The following is a 16,288-nucleotide window of genomic DNA, read 5'->3' on the forward strand; positions in this document are numbered from 1 at the left end:
AGAGTCCCCGCCGGTGGGCAATCGCCTATCCGGTCGAGCCCGAAGATCAGGCCCGGCCGCTGAGCACCCGGTCGACGTAGGCCTTGATGGCCGCGAGGGCTTCGGGGGAGCTCCACAGATCGAGGACGTGGGCGTCGTCGCCGGTGCGGTGTTCGGCGATGCGCTCGTGGAACGGCCGGTGCAGCTGCGCCTTCGTGTGCGCGTACGCGGCCGCCGGGATCTCGGCGAGCTTCCTGGCCACCTCCACCGCCCGCTCGACGACGTTCCCGGGCGCGGTCACCTCGTTCACCAGGCCGAGCCGGAGCGCGTCCGCGGGCAGGTGGGTCTCGCCGAGGAACGCGAGTTCGGCGAGGACGTCGGCGCCGAACCCGGACCGCAGGATCTCCAGCGCCGCCAAGGGGAACGGCACGCCGACGAGCAGTTCGGTGATCCCGATCCGGCCGGGGCCGTCGGCGAGGACGCGGCGGTCGCAGGCGGCGGCGAGCACCGCCCCGCCGGCGATCGCGTGCCCGTTGACGGCCGCGACCACCGGGCCGGGGAAACCGAAGACCGAGAGGAACGCGTCCGACAGCGCGGGCAGGAAGTTCTCGAGATAGTCCGCGCCGCCGTCGTGTACTCGCCGCAGGTCGACACCCGCCGAGAAGATGCCGCCGGTACCGGTCAGCACGACACCGCGATGGCCGCCGAGCTGGACGTCTTCGAGCCGGACGGCCAGTTCCTGGCAGAACTCGGTGTCGAGGGTGTTCGCCTTGCCGTGCTGCAGGGTGACGACGGCGATCCCGCCTTCGTCGTCCACGCGGATCGAGGAGGTGGCCATGAGCCGACCGTACCCGAGCCCGCGAGGATCTACAGTGGACCGCTAGTCCCGGAGGCGCACGGTGACCGTCGGGCTGAAGGACCGCTTGCGGTTCCAGCCGGTTTCGGCGCCGATGCTGAGCTGGATGGCGCGGTCGGCGGGCGCCCAGTAGCCGGTGCGCACGAAGTAGGCGTCCATCGAACACAGCCTGGCACAGGACTTGCGGTTGCAGATCGTTTCCCAGCCCCACTGCCTGCCGCTCTCCTCGACGCCGTTGCGCCGGACGAAAAGATGCGGATTGCCGATCTCGCGGCAGTAGGCGCTGCCCTCGGAGATGTAGAGGACCCCGTCGATCTTGTAGAACCGATTGTTGTCGAGAAGCGTTACCTGGCCCGAGACGGCGAATCCGACCCGGCCGCCCTTGCCTGCGGTCATGGTCCAATCAAGAGAGAATTCTTGGACCGGGGTCTCGACTGACTGGGTCATGGTGACATCCCCGCTTTCCGCTCGCGTCGGCACCTTTCCACTGAAGATAAGGATTTCCCGGAGGTCTCCGAAGATGAATACGAGGTTTTCACCCAATGAGTCGATGATCCGAAAATCAATGTTCTCATGCGCATGAAACACCGATTACCGGCGCTAATGGGTGAAGGTCGCCACGGCCAGTGAAAACCGGGGCCCACCAGGGAAGAGGATTTCGTCTTCCCGGTGGACCCCGGTGATTTTCCGGTACGGAAACGCTCTCAGCTGGTGATGTCCTTCGTCGCGAACCGGCGGCCCGCCAGAAGGAAGAACACCGTGCCGTACAACGCCGCGGACAGCATGCCGTTGGCCATGTTCGTCCAGTCGATGTCGGTCGAGATCAGGTCCATCCACGAGAAGGCGAAATGCGTCGGAAGGTAGTCGCGCAGCCCTTCCAGCGCGGTGATCTGGTCGAGGATCTGCGAGACGATCGCGACGATCACCGCTCCGCCGACGGCACCCAGCGGGGCGTCGGTGGCGACCGAGAGCAGCATCGCCAGACCGGCCACCCACGCCAGCTGCAGGATGATGTAGACCGTCGCGAGCCCCATGGCGATGAGACTGTCGCCGAACGACACCGCGTCCCCGGTCGGGCTGATCGCGTCGCCCGCGCCGTACCAGATGACGCCGACCACCAGTGAAACCAGCGGCAACAGGATCAGCGCGACCGCGGAGAGGATGCCGGAGACGATCGCCTTCTGCCGCAGCACCCGATGCCGGGGGACCGGCATCGCGAGCAGGTACTTCAGGCTCGACCACGACGCCTCGCTCGCGATCGTGTCGCCGTAGAACAACGCCACGATCATCGGGAGCAGGAACGTCCCGGAGACGAACAGCGCGAGCACCACGAAGTTCGGCGCGCTCGCGGTGGCGAGGTCGACGAAGCCGCCGCTGCGGCGGTTCGGGTTGGCCTGCCCGATCTCGAACGCGATCACCAGGATGAACGGCAGCAGCGCGACGAACCCCAGCATCAGCTGGGTCCGCCGCCGTTTGAGCTGCCGTTTCAGTTCGACGCCGAGCCGCAGCGTCCGATCGGCGCGGTACCCCGCCACCGCCCCGTCGGGGCCGACCTCGGTCGGTTCGTGCGACGCGACCTCGGTCAGCTCCAGCAGGGCCGCCGGATCGGTGTGCACGCCGTGATCCGCCCGGGTCGCCGGGCCGGAACCATTGGTCTTACTCACCCTTCGAGTCCTCTCCGACCAGCTGCAGGAACGCGTCTTCCAGACGGCGCCTCGGCCCGGCCTGCTCGACCGCGACCCCGGCCCGCACCAGGACGGCGACCGCCTCGGCGCGCGCGAGACCGTCGAGATCCGCGTGGACCAGTTCGCCGTCGACGTCGACGCCGGAAACGCCGCCGACCTTCCGCAGCGCTTCGGCCGCTTCGGCGGGCTTGTCGACGCGGAACGTCGCCTCACCGCTGGACGCGGCCAGTTCGCCGACCTCACCCGAGGCGACCAGCATGCCGCGGTGCATCACGACCACGTGCGTACAGGTCTGCTCGACCTCGGCCAGCAGGTGGCTCGAGACCACCACGGTGCGCCCGGTCGCCGCGTAGCGCTGGAGCACCTCACGCATCTGGTGGATCTGTGGCGGGTCGAGCCCGTTGGTCGGTTCGTCGAGCACCATCAGCTCCGGCAGGCCGAGCATCGCCTGCGCGATCGCGAGCCGTTGCCGCATGCCCTGGCTGTAGGTGCGGACCCGCCGGTTCACCGCGTCGCCGAGCCCCGCGATCTCCAGTGCCTCGGCGAAATGCGCCTTGTCTCTCGGGCGGCCCGTGCTCGCCCAGTACAGCTCCAGATTCTCCTTGCCGGACAGATGCGGCAGGAAGCCCGAACCCTCCACAAAGGACCCGATCCGGGACAGCACCGGCGCGCCGGGCGCGATCAGGTGGCCGAATACGCGGATGGTGCCCGCGGTCGGCGTGATGAGCCCCATCAGCATGCGCAGGGTCGTCGTCTTGCCCGCGCCGTTCGGCCCGAGCAGGCCGAGCACCTGGCCGGGTTCGACGCGGAACGACAGATCCTTCACCGCGACGAACCCGCCCGCGTAGGCCTTGCGCAGACCTTCGATCACGAGCGGCGTCCTCGCCAGGCTCTCGTCGACGTCGTGGGCACGGCGGCGGCGGAACGCGGCGATCACGGTGATCGCGATCCCCGCGAGCAGCGTTCCGGCGATCCCGAGCAACTGCGCGGTGGGCGCGCCCGCGCCGACCGAGTTGCCGGGAACGACCGGCACACCGAGCAGTCCGCCGTCCGCCAGCCCGATGCGGAACACGGCGGGCTCGACCGGCGTCGCGAACGCCTGGTCCGTCGTGCCGACGACTAGCCGAAGCGTGTGCCCGGCCTCCAAGGGCCGCACGATGCCCGGCAGGGTCACCGTCACCTCGACCGGGCTGCCGTCGGCAGGAAGGCCCGAGACGCGGAAGGGCGCGACGGCGTTGGCCGGAAGTGTCCGGATACCTTCCGAGTTGACGTCGTAGAGCTTCGCGAACAGGACGGCTTCCTTCTGGGGAGCCGCGGCGGACGGATCGGCCGAGACCTGCAGCCGGACCGTCGACGAACCGGCCGCGATCGTCTGCGCGTCGAGGGGCGCTGTCGTGAACTGCGCGGCCTGCCCCGGCGGGTCCAGACTGAACAGCCCGGAAAGCCGCGAGGAGCCCGCCACCGCGCCGTTCAATCCGGGGATCCCGCTCACCGCGGCGGGATTGCCGCCGGCGGGCCGCACGACCGGCTGGGCCGGACCCGCCAGCGTGAACTGCCGCCGCTCGGTGGCGTCCCCGGTCGCTCCCGGGTACGCCGGTGCGGTGACCGTCCGGACCGAGGGGGCGCCGTTGGCCCGCAGCGTGCCCTGGATGTCGTAGCTGAACGCGGTGCCGGGATCGGTGCCCTGCCCGGTGAGGGAGAACTTGAGGAAGTCGGCGATCTGCGCGCGCAGTTTCTGCCCCGGCTTCCCGCCGTCGTGGCCGCCGGTGTACCAGATCGTGCGGACCTTGCCGCCCGCCGCGGTGATCTGCCGGGCGGTCGCGTCGGACTGGTCCAACCCGAACAGCGTGTCACTTTCGCCCTGCACCAGCAGGGTCGGCACGGTGATCTTGTCCGTCACGGACGCGGGGGAGACCCGGCGGAGCAGTTCGACCGTCTTCTGGCTCGCCTTCCCCGTGGTGGCGAGCTCGGTGTAGGCCTGGCAGACCTCGGCGGTGAACCGTCCACAAGGGTCGGCGGGGCCGGACGGTGGGCGTTGTCCGTTCGGGCCACCGAGCGGTAGCGACTGCGCCGCGGCCCCCGCCGCGCCCGTTCCCTGTGCCGCACCGGATTCGCTCGTCTCGTCACCGGCTTCGGGTGCGTCGTTGGCGGGGGAGCCGCTCTGCGCCGCGCCGGAACCGGCGGAGAAGAAGATGCCCGCCCACGACTTCTTGAAGACGCCGTCCGCGGAGAACGCGCCGGCGGCCGGGGTCGTGGCGTTCGGCGCGGCCGGAGCGGCGGCGTTCGGGAAGAGGCCTTGCGCGAGATCGTTGTAGGTGATCACCGGCGCGATCGCGTCGACCCGTTTGTCGGTCCCGGCGAGCAGCAGGGAAAGCGCGCCGCCGTACGAAGCGCCGGACACGGCCACCTTCGGGTCGCCGTTCTCGCTGAGGACCTCGGGCCGGGCGGCCAGACCGTCGATCAGCTTTTTGGCGTCGGCGACCTCCCGGTCGGGGTCGTTCAGCGCGATCTTCCCGGTGCTGCGGCCGAAACCGCGCGCGGACCAGGTCAGCACGACGAAACCCTTGTCGGCGAGTTCGCGGGCTTCGGTGGCGACACTGTTCTTGTCACCGCCGAAACCGTGGGCGAGCAGGACGGCCGGAGCCGGGGTCTGTTCGGGCAGATACGTGGTCGTGTCGATCTTCACGACCTCGGACGAGCCCGGGGTTTCGGGCAGGTCGAGGGTCGCGTCCTGGGTTCTGACCGCGGACGGGGCGGGTTCGCTGTTCGTCCACACGACGGCCGCGGCGGCCAGGACCACCACGACCGCGGCGAGCGCGGTGAGCTTCGCGCCTCGCGTGCGAGGGAGCGGGATTCGGGGCACGGAATGACCGTATTTCACCGAAGCTGAGAACCGCTTCCCCGGCACACACGGACCACACAAGGAGTGACGTTAAGCCGCCACCGGAACGGGTACTCAAGGAGCGAGAAGAGGTGGGTGTGACGGGAGTTACGCCATCATCTTGGTGACAAGGGCAACCTTAACTGGCGTCATGCGTACAGACAGGTCAAACTGGACCAGCTGTGAGGGGAGTATTCCTTCGCGGCGGTGTCGTCAGCACGGTGGTCTTCGCAGGCCCCCGGCACCGTCGGCCGGTTTCGCACCGGCGGAAGAGACCTCCGGTTAGTTGCTGCTGTGCACTTTCCGGAGGGTTGGTTACATGTCTGTTCCCCTGTGGCTATGGATCGCCACGGTCGGCGGTCTGCTCGCGCTGATCGCACTCGACCTGGTCATCGTCGATCGCAAGCCGCATGAGGTCACCACCGGCGAAGCCGCCAGGTGGGTCATCTTCTACATCGCCGTGGCCGTCGCGTTCGGCATCGGCGTCTGGGTGTTCGCCGGACACGACCCGGGGGTCCAGTTCTTCACCGGGTATATCACCGAGTACTCGCTGAGCGTCGACAACCTGTTCATCTTCATGATCATCATGACGTCGTTCAAGGTGCCCGCGATCCACCAGCACCGGGTGCTGCTGATCGGCATCCTGCTCGCGCTCGCCATGCGAAGCGTGTTCATCGCCGTGGGCGCCGCGCTGATCGCGCAGTTCGTCTGGGTCTTCTTCCTCTTCGGCGCCGTCCTCATCTGGACCGCGATCAGCATGGTCCGCAACAAGGACGAAGAAGAGGAATACGAGGAGAACGCGCTCACCCGCTGGGTGCGCAAGCTCTTCCCGGTCACCGAAGAGTGGCACGGCCACAAGTCCTTCGTGAAGAAGGACGGCAAGCGCTGGATCACCCCGATGTTCCTGGTGATCGTCGCGATCGGCAGCGCGGACCTGCTGTTCGCGGTCGACTCGATCCCCGCGATCTTCGGTATCACGCAGGAGGCCTTCCTGGTCTTCACCGCCAACGCGTTCGCGCTGATGGGCCTGCGCCAGCTGTACTTCCTGCTCGGTGGCCTGGTCACCAAGCTGGTGTACCTGTCCTACGGTCTCGCGGTGATCCTCGCCTTCATCGGCGCCAAGCTGTTCCTGCACGCGCTGCACGAGTACCACGTCGTCCCGGACTGGCTGGACATCAACAACTGGGTCTCCCTGGGTGTCATCGTCGTGGTCCTGACCGTGACGACGGTGGCCAGCCTCGCGAAGGCGAAAAAGCTGGAAGCCGCTGAGCAGGAGTCTTCAATCAGTAGTTAGAGCTGCTAAGGATCGGGTACCGTCGGGGCCGTGCGTCCCGTTGACATCGAAGCCCTGACGGTCCCCGGCATCCTCGCGCTGCACGGCGACCTGCTGCTCACCGCGGTGAGCAGGCCTGATCTGAAGACGAACAGCTACCGTGGAGCCCTGCGCAGAGTCGATCCGGGTGGCGGGGGAGAACGGGCCTGGACCCACGGGACCAAGGACTCCGCCCCCGCCATCTCGCCGGACGGCCGATGGGTCGCGTTCCTCCGGGCGGGAGAGGGCTCCGGGCGCGCGGCCAAGCCGCAGGTGCACGTGATGCCCGCGGCCGGTGGCGACGCGAAGCGGATCACCGGCCTGCCCCTCGGCGCGGGTGCCCCGGTCTGGGCACCCGATTCCCGCCGGATCGCCTTCGTCGCCCGTGTGCCCGAGCCGGGCCGCTACGGCACCGAGAACGCGGACGGCGAAACGCCGGAGCCGGGCGAAGAAGCGCCGCGGCACATCACGAACCTCTTCTACCGCGTCGACGACGTGGGTTTCCTCAACGACCGTCCACAGCGTCTGTTCATCGTGGACGCCGTCGCCGCGTTGGACGAGGAGCCGCCTGCCGGGCTCACGCCGCTGACCGACGACCGGGCCGACGTCGACCATCCCTCGTGGACGGTCGACGGCGAGCAGGTCCTGTTCACCGGCCCGCGTGACTGGGCCGCCGAGGACACCGTCCGTACGGATGTCTACGCCGTGCCCGCGGGCGGTGGCGAACCCCGGCTTCTGGTCCGGACCATGGGCACAGCGGACCGGCCGGTCGTCGCCCCGGACGGTTCGATCCTGTTCTACGGCAACGAATTCCCCGGTCTGGAGGACGTCGCCCGCAACACCGGGCTCTGGCGGGCGCCGTGGCCCTCCGGTGACGAGCCCTCGTCCCCGCGCCGGCTGACCGACGTCGAAACGGTGGATTGCGACAACGCCGCGGGGCCTCCGGTCGTCGTCGGCGACGAGGTCCTCGTCGTGGTCAGCACCCGAGGTGCCGCCGAGCTACGTGCCGTTCCGCTCGACGCCGAACTGGCCGAGCTGAAGTCTCTGCGCCACCTGGCGGGTGAGCGCACCGCGGTGAAGTCGTTCGCCGTCGACGGCGAACGGATCGTCGCGGTGATCGGGACGCCCGAGAGTTCCGGCGACGTCGTTCTGCTTTCGGACGGTGAACCGCGCGTGCTCACCGACTACTCGAAGGCGTTGCGGGACAACGGGATCCGGCCGCTGGAGGAACTGAACGCGACCGCCCCGGACGGCTACCCGGTCCACGGCTGGGTCGTCCGGCCCGAAGGAGACGGGCCGCATCCCGTGGTCCTGATGGTCCACGGTGGACCGTTCGCGGCGTACGAATGGAAGTTCTTCGACGAGGCGCAGGTGCTCGCCGCCGCGGGCTACGCCGTCGTTCTCGGCAACCCGCGCGGTTCCGCCGGCTACGGCGAAAGCCATGGCCGGAGCATCGTCCACGGCCTCGGCACCGTGGACGCGGACGATCTGCTGGCGCTGCTGGACGAAGCGCTCAAGCTGCCCGATCTGGACGGTGACCGGGTCGGCGTGATGGGCGGTTCGTACGGCGGTTTCATGACCAGCTGGCTCGCCGCGCACCACGGCGGCCGGTTCCGCGCCGCGTGGAGCGAGCGCGCGGTCAACGCCTGGGACTCGTTCGTCGGCAGTTCCGACATCGGCTGGTTCTTCGCCGGGGGCTACGCCGGCGACGACATCGAAGAGCAGCGCAAGCGGAGCCCGCTGACTTACGCGGGGAAGATCGACATCCCGTTCATGGTCGTGCACTCCGAGCAGGACTGGCGTTGCCCGCTGGAGCAGGCGCAGCGGATGTACGTGGCACTGCGGCAGAACGGCGTCGCGGCCGAATTCCTGCTGTTCCCCGGCGAGGGACACGAACTCACGCGTTCCGGGCTGCCGCGGCATCGGGTGCAGCGGTTCGACGCCGTGCTGGAGTGGTGGGGCCGTCACCTCTGATCTTCGGTCTCTGGACTGCAATGAAGGGGCCTTTCATAGCAAATTTTGCTATGAAAGGCCCCTTCATNNNTCTTCCGATCTGGGCCTTTCATAGCAAATTTTGCTATGAAAGGCCCCTTCATTGCACGAGAGGTCAGCTGAGAAGCGTGTAGTTCAGCTCTTCGCACACCCGGCCGAGCGGGACGTCGAGCCCCGGATGGTCCAGCGGGAGCAGGACGTCCGGCGCGACCGGCAGCGAGTTCCCGGCGGGCGGGTCCCACAGCGCGAGCGCGGGGCCGCCGGAGTCCATGGACGACCGGTACCAGACGCCGTCTAGGTCACCGAAGGCGGCGCGGATGGCGCGCGCCCAAGCCTGGGTGATCTTCTTCGGGCCGCTGGAGATCTCCTGCGAGGCGCCGACCCTGGTCGGCCACAGGCCGGCGAGGTCCAGCAGCCGTAACGTGCGGGTCGGCCGGACGACGACCAGGCGCGGGCCGCGGGACTTGCGGTCGACCGTCGACGTGGTCTGGAAGACCTCCGCGATGCTGGTGCGCACGGTGAGACCGAAGTACAGGACGCCGTTCCCGGGGTCGGTGACCGGGCGACCGCCGCGACCGGGGGTCTGCGGGTCGAACCGGCCGTGCGGGAGCGGGCCGCTGTAGCGGAACGAGTTCCACTGCTGGGGGTGGTTGCCGTGCGCGGTGAAGATCCTGACCAGCCTGGTGCCGGGGTGCACCGTCACCACGTCGTTGGTGCGGTGCAGCTCCTTGACCAGGACAGAGCGTGCGGGCGGCAGGGGGAGCCGGGCCATACCTCGGGAGTCGTCCGTCCTTGTCGGGTGATCTTGCTCGGTGGGGTCAGCCTACGGCCTACCCCCGACTGAAATTTTCCGTCGTCGGGCAAGGATCTCAGAACGGCGAGCCGAGGGTGGCCACCAGTCTTGCGACGTGCTCGGGATCGCCGCCGGAGAGGAGCCATTGGCGCGGGGTGGCGGGGTGCTCGTTGATCACCAGATCGGCCTGCGGGGTGCTCATGAACGCGGCGACGACGAGCGCGGGCTGGTCCTCGGGGACGGCGCGCAGCACGACCTCCAGGCCGGGCAGCACCCCGGAACCGGCGAACTGCCAGGCGGGCAGTCGCCAGCCCTGGTCCTTCCAGCCGGTGAGCCTGCCCTCTTTCAGGCGGTGCCGGATCCGGCTGTCGTCCACGCCCAGTGCCTTCGCCGCTTCCAGCACGCTCAGCGCGGAATCGGCGAGTACGGCGTGCGCGGCGACCGTGCGGGCGCGGAAGTCCGGCTCGTCCTCGCCCCGGGGGGAGAGGTCGAGGCCGACGTCGGTGAGCGCGGCCCGCTGGTCCGCCGAGAAATAATGCGACGGATCGGGGTTCGGTGGAGTCAGTCTCCGCGCCGCGTCCTCGACGAGGTTCAGGAACTCGTTGGCGTCGACCTTCAGGCCCGCCTTGGCGAGAACGTTCTCGAGCGCTATGGACATAGCGCCTAGGGTAACGCGTCTGTGCGGGTTCGTGCGGTCTCATCTCGGTTTCGTGGGGGAATTCACCAGAGATGCACACAGAGTGCACGGAATCAAACACGCGCAGTAGGCAATGTCGCCATAGTCTGCCCGGATCGGGCGAGCTTGTCCAGGAGTTCGGCTTGACAGGTGGTAAACGGGAACTTACCTTCCGAAAGGTAAACGATTTCTTCCCACCGCTTCGGAGAACCCGGCTGGTGTGGAGCCGGCTTGGGGGAACAAGGGGGTGGGGCGTTCCTGGGCGGCCGGTGCGAACCGGTCGCCCAGGCACGTCGTGCACCTGGGATCTCCGGGTGTCAGTCGCGCCGTGAACTCCGGCGCACGATCAGTTTCGCCTGCAGCGTGGTCGTGGTGGCCTTGCGCGTGCTGTCGCCGATCCGGGCGAGCAGCAGCTCGGCGGCGACTCTGCCCACCTCGTTCGCGGGCTGGGCGACCACCGTCAGCGGCGGGTCGATCAGCGTCGTCCACGGCGCGTCGTCGAATGACACGATCCCCACGTCCTGTCCCGATCGCAGACCGCGTGCGGCCAGTGCTTCCAGGACGCCGATCGTCATCGTGCTGTTGCCGACCAGCAGCGCGTCCGGCGGCTCGGGCTCGTCGAGCAGGCTGAGCGCGGCGAGCCTGCCGCCCTCGGCGCGGAACTCGGCCCGCCGGGCGAGCGCGTTCTCCTCTCCGACGGCATCGGTGTAACCGGCCAGCCGGTCTTCGGCCGTGCGCACCCCAGGCGGCCCGCTGACGCAGGCGACCCGCCGGTATCCACCGTCGAGCAGGTGCCGGGTGGCGTCGCGGGCGGCGAGCCGGGTGTCGACCAGCACCTGGTCGCCGGTGTTCTTCAGCAGTGGCCGGTCGACGGCGACCACGGGAGTGCCGCGTTCGGTCAGCCGGTCGACGTTGGTGGCCCGGCCGGTGGGGGAGAGCACCACGCCGGCGACCCGCTCCTGGAGGGCGACGTCTATATAGCGCCGCTCCTTCTCCTCGTTGTCGTCGGCGTTGCACAGCACCACCGAATAGCCCGCCGTCTGCGCGATGTCCTCCACGCCGCGGGCGATCGCGGTGAAGAACGGGTTCTCCACGTCGGAGATGATGAGCGCGAGTACCGCGGTCTCCTGACGGCGCAGATTCCTCGCGAGCCCGTTCGGGTGATATCCCAATTCGGCCGCGGCGGCCTGCACCCGTGCCGCGAGCACCGGGTCCACAGTGGACTTCCCGTTGAGCGTTCTCGACACGGTCGCCGTCGAAACCCCGGCCTTCGCCGCCACGTCATTGATGGTGGCCACCGTGACCTCCCCTTCCGCAGGTGTGTTGACACCCTCGCACGGGAAGAATAGCTTGACCGACAATCGTTACCATCCGCTGATCGCGCTACTCGCGCGGAGGAGTTCGGAGGCGTCGTGCGGGAACCGGGCCTGGTGCTCGGCATCGACATCGGCACCTCGAGTTCCAAAGCCGTCCTCGTCGATTCCCGGGGCACCGTGGTGGCCCGGGCGGCTCGGCCGCACGAAACATCCCGCCCGCATCCCGGCTGGTTCGAGCACGACGCGGAAGCCGTGTGGTGGCAGGACTTCGTGGCGCTGGCGAGGGAACTTTCGGCGGGCGCCGGGGATCATCCCATCATCGGAGTGTCGGTCAGCGGGATCGGGCCGGTGTTGTTGCCGGCCGACGCTTCCGGGAAGCCCTTGCGCTCGGCGATCCTTTACGGTGTCGACACCCGCGCCTATGACGAAATCCGGGAATTGAACCGCGAATTCGGCGAAGAATCCATTGTGGAACGCGGCGGGAGCGCACTCGGCTCACAGGCCGTCGGGCCGAAATGGCGCTGGCTGGCCAAAAACGAGCCGGACGTATTCGAGCGGGCGAAGCTCTTCTTGATGGCGAGTTCGTTCCTCGTGCTGCGCTTGACCGGTGAATACGTCCTCGACCATCATTCGGCGAGCCAATGCGATCCGATGTACGACCTGCGCGAGGCTCGTTGGGCGGCGGACCGGGCCGCCGCGATCGCCCCCGGCGTCGAGCTGCCGAGGCTCGCGTGGCCGACCGAGGTCGCCGGTTCGGTCACCGCCGAGGCGGCCGCGGAAACCGGCCTGCCGCAGGGGATCCCGGTCACAGCGGGGACGGTGGACGCCTGGGCCGAGGCGACCAGCGTCGGGGTCACCGCGCCCGGGGACACCATGCTCATGTACGGCACCACGATGTTCCTGATCCAGATGCTCGCCGATCCCCGCCCGGGGCAGGGGCTGTGGACGACGCGTGGTGCCTTCCCCGGCAGCTACTCGCTCGCCGCGGGGATGGCCACCTCCGGCGCGATCACCGATTGGCTGCGGGATCTCGTCGGCGGCGAGTTCGGGGAACTGGCCGCGGCGGCGGCCGGGGTCCCCGCCGGCAGCCGCGGTCTGCTGATGCTGCCGTACTTCGCGGGAGAACGGACACCTGTGCCGGACCCGGACGCGAGGGGGGTCATCGCCGGGCTCACCACGTCCCACGATCGTGCCGATCTGTACCGCGCGGCCCTGGAAGCCGCCGCGTACGGTGTTCGGCACAACCTCGAAGCCATGCGAGAGGCCGGTGGTGGCACCGGCCGGTTCGTCGCCGTCGGTGGCGGGACACAGGGCGGGGTGTGGACGCGGATCGTCAGCGACGTCGCGCGGATCGACCAGGAGATCCCCGCGGAAACCATCGGCGCCGCGTTCGGAGACGCCGTTCTCGCCTCGGTCGCGCTGGGCCGGGAACCGGATATCGAAGCCTGGAACCCCGTCGCCGAGATCGTCCGCCCCGGCGCGGACGCCGAGGTCTACGACGAGTTCTACCCGCGTTACCGTGACCTGTATCGATCCACTGTGGACATTGCTCACTTCCTTGCGCGGAAGAACTCACTCGCTTTCAGCCCGGAGAGCTCCCGGCAGTCCCGGCTCAGGTGAGCCTGATCGGCGTACCCTGCCGAAAACGCCAGCGAGGCGAGATCCGGCGCCGTTCCCGCGAGGCCGATGGCGCGCTGGAACCGGGTGACCCGCAGGTACGTGGCGGGGCCGTAGCCGACCGCGAGGGTGAACCGCCTCCGCAACTGCCGCTCGCCGGTGGTGAACCTCTCCAGCGCGGCCGAGACCCGGGGGACGCCGCCGTCCAGCCTGGCGATCAACGCCGAAATCTCCCGGTCGGCTCGTCCGGTTCCGCGCCGCACGGCGACGGCGGTCAGCGAAGCGGCACCGGAGAGCACTCGCTCGGCCAGCAGCTCGCCTTCCCTGCCCCACAGGTCGCGTAGGGAGACACGCTGGTCGCGTAGTTCGTCGGCGCCCAAGCCCAAAACGTCACCCGCTCTGCCGGGGGCGAACCGCACGCCCCGCGCCGGGCCGCTGGTCTCCCAGGTCCAGGCCGCGGTGTCCGGCCCGGCGACGAAGACCTCGCCGCCGCTCTCCACCAGATCCACGCAGCCGTCGGGCACGATCCGCTTCGGTGCCGTGCCCGTGTCCTCCCATAGGCAGCGCACCATGCCTGTCAGCTCGCCGGGCACCGTCGTCTCCCGATACACGGTTGCCATGATGCCCTTGGCCTACGACAGAATCAGGCCGTGTCCGAAGCAGAGATCGATTCACTGGCCTGGATCCACGTCCGCGACCGCCGTCTGCTGTCGGTGCGGACCGAGGGTAAGGCCAAGTTCTACCTTCCCGGGGGCAAACGTGAGCCGGGCGAGGGCGACGTCGCCGGACTGTGCCGGGAGATCAAGGAGGAGCTCGGCATCGAGCTCGCCCCGCAGAGCTTTCGCTTCTTCGCGGTGTTGAACGAGCAGGCCGACGGTTTCGCGGACGGCCGACGCGTCCGCATGACCTGTTACACCGCCGACCATCGCGGAGAGCCCGTGCCGGGCCGCGAGATCGCGGAGTCCGCCTGGCTGTCGTCGGCCGACGCGCATCTCTGCCCGCCGGCGGGGCGGCGGATGCTCGGGCTGCTCGCCGAGGCGGGTCTCGTCGATTAGGCCGAGATCACTCAACGTGAGCTGTTCGGCTCAGTGTGCTTACGCTGATCGCCTCATAACCAGGGATTCTCCACTCACTGGGACACCCAAAAGGGTGAATATCGGGTTTCTTCCCGATAACGGCTAACGCGGAGTCACCTTCGTGCGAGAAGTAGACGACGCGCTCGACGGAAGCGCGCTCGAACGAGAGAAGACCTCTCCATGGGTGTTCCCACCGCGACCCCTCCGGCATCGGCGCCGGGGCAGGGTGCCCCCGGCAGGCTGAAGCCGCTGGGGACCGTCGTGGTCGTGCTGGGTGTGATGGCCGTCGCCGTCACCCTGACCAGCTACGTGCTGCCGAAGGCGTCGAGGCCTGTGCAGAGCCCGCCCGTGCCACAGGTCGAACAGGCCGTGGCCGCCGTGCGCACCGTGATCCACTCCGTCGTCTACGAGCTTTCCGGCGCGGAGGGCGCCCAGAACGTCACCTACGTCGCGCAGGGTTCGGAACTCATGCAGAAGACCGAAGTGACGGCGCCGTGGAGCACCACCTTCGAGCGCAGGAGCGAGGAAGGCCGCGACGAGTTCTACAGCCTGTCCGCGCAGGGGTCGGGCAGCGGCGCGCTGCGGTGCCGGATCCTCGTCGACGGCGTGGTCGTCAGCGACCGCACCGCCCCCGCCGCGAGCGCGCCGGTCACCTGTACCTCCTGATCCTCCGGCAGGATCATCCGCGTGACGGATGGTGCGATCGCGTTCGGCCCGGTGCTCGCCGTGGTCCTGGCCGTGCTGGCGATCTTCGGCGCGGCGGTGGTGCAGTTCGGGCGGTTGGGGCAGGGCAAGGCGGTGCTGTTCGCGGCCGGACGCGCCGTCGTGCAACTCGCCGCCGTGTCGCTGGTCATCGTCGGGATCCTGAAATCGGGCTGGCTGACCGGCGGTTTCGTGCTGCTGATGTTCACGATCGCGGCGGTCACCTCCGCACGCCGGATCGGCGTGGCGAAGGATCTGGCGTGGGTCGCGCTCGCCATCGCCTCCGGCGTGGTGCCGGTGCTGACCCTGGTGCTCGTGACCGGGGTGGTCCCGTGGCGGCCCATCGCGATCGTGCCGATCGCCGGCATCGTCATCGGTGGCGCGATGTCCGCGACCTCTCAGGCGGCCAGGCGGGCCCTCGACGAACTCGTGTCACGGCACGGCGAGTACGAAGCCGCGTTGGCGCTGGGATTCCTGCGCCGCCCGGCCGCGCTGGAGATCTGCCGCCCCTCGGCGGGACACGCGCTGATCCCCGCCCTCGACCAGACCCGGACGGTCGGCCTGGTGACCTTGCCCGGCGCCTACGTCGGTGTCCTCCTCGGTGGCGCCGGGCCGGTGCAGGCCGGGGTGACCCAGGTGCTCGTGCTCATCGGGTTGCTGGCCGCCGAAGCGGTCGCGGTCCTGGTCGTCGTGCACCTGGTCGCGGCGGGCCGGATCAGCCGAAAGGCGACTGAAGATGCGACGTGTCGTTGAACCGCCGCACCATCCAGTCTTCGCCCGACACCACCAGATGCGAGATCGAGCCGTTGTCCGCGCCCAGGAACGCGAACCGGTTCTTCGCGCCGCTCGCCTGCGCGAAGACCTCTCCGATGACGCCGCCATGGGTGAACACGGCGATCCTCCGGTCCGGGTTGGCCGCCGCGAGCCTGCCGATGGCGGCCCTGATCCGCCCGCCGAACGACTCCATCGTCTCCGCGCCGGGAATGACGTCCCAGCGCTGTTCGCGCCACAGCTGCTCGACGATCGGGTGCCCTTCGTAGGTGTAACGCCGGAAGAGCCCGTTCTCCCAGTCGCCGAGGTGGATCTCCCTCAGGTCCGGCTCGACCCCCGGCGTGAGCCCGAGCTTCGCCGCCAAGGGCGCCGCGGTCTGCGGCGTCCGGCGCAGTGTCGTCACGTACAGCGCGGAGATCCGCTCGTCCGCGAGACGGCGTCCCACCCGCTCGGCGTGGTCCCTGCCCTCCGGCGCGAGATCCGGATCGGCCTGCCCGTCGACGAGGTCGAACGGCGCGCTGCCCTTCGCTGGCGCCGATTCACCGTGGCGGACAAGGAAGATCTCGGTCGCGCCCGGCGGAGGTGAGAACCGGTGCTGGCGGTATTCGACTTCCTGCTCAGGGGTGCTCATA

At 69.1% G+C, this 16,288-nt stretch carries 15 protein-coding genes; 6 read left to right on the forward strand and 9 right to left on the reverse strand.

What is annotated here, in order from left to right:
- Positions 1-46: 46 nt before the first annotated feature.
- The 4 genes from LCL61_RS20280 to LCL61_RS20295 form a co-directional block, all read right to left on the reverse strand.
- Positions 47-817: an enoyl-CoA hydratase/isomerase family protein gene (locus LCL61_RS20280; RefSeq protein WP_340688296.1), complete on the reverse strand. Its 771-nt coding sequence runs from the start codon at positions 815-817 to the stop codon at positions 47-49.
- Positions 818-859: 42 nt separating this feature from the next.
- Positions 860-1,282 carry a hypothetical protein gene (locus LCL61_RS20285; RefSeq protein WP_340688297.1) on the reverse strand — a complete coding sequence of 141 codons (423 nt, stop codon included), beginning with the start codon at positions 1,280-1,282 and terminating at the stop codon, positions 860-862.
- 257 nt (positions 1,283-1,539) lie between these two features.
- Positions 1,540-2,499 (reverse strand): ABC transporter permease, encoded by a 960-nt coding sequence (locus tag LCL61_RS20290; RefSeq protein ID WP_340688298.1) that lies wholly within the window; start codon positions 2,497-2,499, stop codon positions 1,540-1,542.
- On the reverse strand, positions 2,492-5,401 hold the full coding sequence (locus LCL61_RS20295; protein ID WP_425342017.1) for an alpha/beta fold hydrolase: 2,910 nt from the start codon (positions 5,399-5,401) through the stop codon (positions 2,492-2,494). Before LCL61_RS20295 ends, LCL61_RS20290 begins: the two co-directional genes overlap by 8 nt.
- 319 nt (positions 5,402-5,720) lie before the next feature.
- Here LCL61_RS20295 and LCL61_RS20300 point away from each other — a divergent pair, with 319 nt between their 5' ends.
- Together LCL61_RS20300 and LCL61_RS20305 are read left to right on the forward strand one after the other, a co-directional pair.
- Entirely contained in the window at positions 5,721-6,695 is a 975-nt protein-coding gene (locus LCL61_RS20300) for a TerC family protein (protein WP_340688300.1), read from the forward strand.
- A gap of 30 nt (positions 6,696-6,725) precedes the next feature.
- A complete protein-coding gene (locus LCL61_RS20305; protein WP_340688301.1) occupies positions 6,726-8,687 on the forward strand; it encodes a S9 family peptidase in 1,962 nt (653 codons plus the stop codon).
- Between the two features lie 133 nt (positions 8,688-8,820).
- Here the strand turns inward: LCL61_RS20305 and LCL61_RS20310 are convergent, their stop codons facing one another.
- The 3 genes from LCL61_RS20310 to LCL61_RS20320 form a co-directional block, all read right to left on the reverse strand.
- Positions 8,821-9,477, reverse strand: coding sequence for an RES family NAD+ phosphorylase (locus LCL61_RS20310; protein WP_007028108.1), 657 nt, complete (start codon positions 9,475-9,477; stop codon positions 8,821-8,823).
- 97 nt (positions 9,478-9,574) lie between these two features.
- A complete protein-coding gene (locus LCL61_RS20315) occupies positions 9,575-10,156 on the reverse strand; it encodes a DNA-binding protein (RefSeq protein ID WP_340688302.1) in 582 nt (193 codons plus the stop codon).
- 335 nt (positions 10,157-10,491) lie between these two features.
- On the reverse strand, positions 10,492-11,472 hold the full coding sequence (locus LCL61_RS20320; RefSeq protein WP_340688303.1) for a LacI family DNA-binding transcriptional regulator: 981 nt from the start codon (positions 11,470-11,472) through the stop codon (positions 10,492-10,494).
- A gap of 114 nt (positions 11,473-11,586) precedes the next feature.
- Between LCL61_RS20320 and LCL61_RS20325 the strand changes: the two genes are divergently transcribed.
- The gene (locus LCL61_RS20325) at positions 11,587-13,110 is read left to right on the forward strand and encodes an FGGY-family carbohydrate kinase (protein ID WP_340688304.1); all 1,524 of its coding nucleotides are present in this window, start codon (positions 11,587-11,589) and stop codon (positions 13,108-13,110) included.
- Here LCL61_RS20325 and LCL61_RS20330 read toward each other — a convergent pair.
- On the reverse strand, positions 13,041-13,727 hold the full coding sequence (locus LCL61_RS20330; RefSeq protein WP_340688305.1) for a helix-turn-helix domain-containing protein: 687 nt from the start codon (positions 13,725-13,727) through the stop codon (positions 13,041-13,043). The genes LCL61_RS20325 and LCL61_RS20330 overlap by 70 nt on opposite strands.
- A gap of 30 nt (positions 13,728-13,757) precedes the next feature.
- Here LCL61_RS20330 and LCL61_RS20335 point away from each other — a divergent pair, with 30 nt between their 5' ends.
- The 3 genes from LCL61_RS20335 (at position 13,758) to LCL61_RS20345 (ending at position 15,638) form a co-directional block, all read left to right on the forward strand.
- Positions 13,758-14,162 carry an NUDIX domain-containing protein gene (locus LCL61_RS20335; RefSeq protein WP_340688306.1) on the forward strand — a complete coding sequence of 135 codons (405 nt, stop codon included), beginning with the start codon at positions 13,758-13,760 and terminating at the stop codon, positions 14,160-14,162.
- Between the two features lie 201 nt (positions 14,163-14,363).
- Positions 14,364-14,849: an MmpS family transport accessory protein gene (locus tag LCL61_RS20340; protein ID WP_340688307.1), complete on the forward strand. Its 486-nt coding sequence runs from the start codon at positions 14,364-14,366 to the stop codon at positions 14,847-14,849.
- 21 nt (positions 14,850-14,870) lie between these two features.
- Complete coding sequence (locus tag LCL61_RS20345) at positions 14,871-15,638, forward strand: ABC transporter permease (RefSeq protein WP_340688308.1); 768 nt, start codon at positions 14,871-14,873, stop codon at positions 15,636-15,638.
- On the opposite strand, the gene LCL61_RS20350 is transcribed toward LCL61_RS20345, so the two are convergent.
- The gene (locus LCL61_RS20350) at positions 15,601-16,287 is read right to left on the reverse strand and encodes a histidine phosphatase family protein (RefSeq protein WP_340688309.1); all 687 of its coding nucleotides are present in this window, start codon (positions 16,285-16,287) and stop codon (positions 15,601-15,603) included. The genes LCL61_RS20345 and LCL61_RS20350 overlap by 38 nt on opposite strands.
- Position 16,288 lies beyond the last annotated feature (1 nt).

It is taken from the genome of Amycolatopsis coloradensis (assembly GCF_037997115.1).
GTDB classification, from domain to species: Bacteria; Actinomycetota; Actinomycetes; order Mycobacteriales; family Pseudonocardiaceae; genus Amycolatopsis; species Amycolatopsis coloradensis_A.

What these genes read in the sequence shown, in the direction of transcription:
- LCL61_RS20280 (WP_340688296.1), bottom strand. Translation starts at nt 817, where the DNA reads ATGGCCACCTCCTCGATCCGCGTGGACGACGAAGGCGGGATCGCCGTC.
- LCL61_RS20285 (WP_340688297.1), bottom strand. Translation starts at nt 1,282, where the DNA reads ATGACCCAGTCAGTCGAGACCCCGGTCCAAGAATTCTCTCTTGATTGG.
- LCL61_RS20300 (WP_340688300.1), top strand. Translation starts at nt 5,721, where the DNA reads ATGTCTGTTCCCCTGTGGCTATGGATCGCCACGGTCGGCGGTCTGCTC.
- LCL61_RS20310 (WP_007028108.1), bottom strand. Translation starts at nt 9,477, where the DNA reads ATGGCCCGGCTCCCCCTGCCGCCCGCACGCTCTGTCCTGGTCAAGGAG.
- LCL61_RS20315 (WP_340688302.1), bottom strand. Translation starts at nt 10,156, where the DNA reads ATGTCCATAGCGCTCGAGAACGTTCTCGCCAAGGCGGGCCTGAAGGTC.
- LCL61_RS20330 (WP_340688305.1), bottom strand. Translation starts at nt 13,727, where the DNA reads ATGGCAACCGTGTATCGGGAGACGACGGTGCCCGGCGAGCTGACAGGC.
- LCL61_RS20340 (WP_340688307.1), top strand. Translation starts at nt 14,364, where the DNA reads ATGGGTGTTCCCACCGCGACCCCTCCGGCATCGGCGCCGGGGCAGGGT.
- LCL61_RS20350 (WP_340688309.1), bottom strand. Translation starts at nt 16,287, where the DNA reads ATGAGCACCCCTGAGCAGGAAGTCGAATACCGCCAGCACCGGTTCTCA.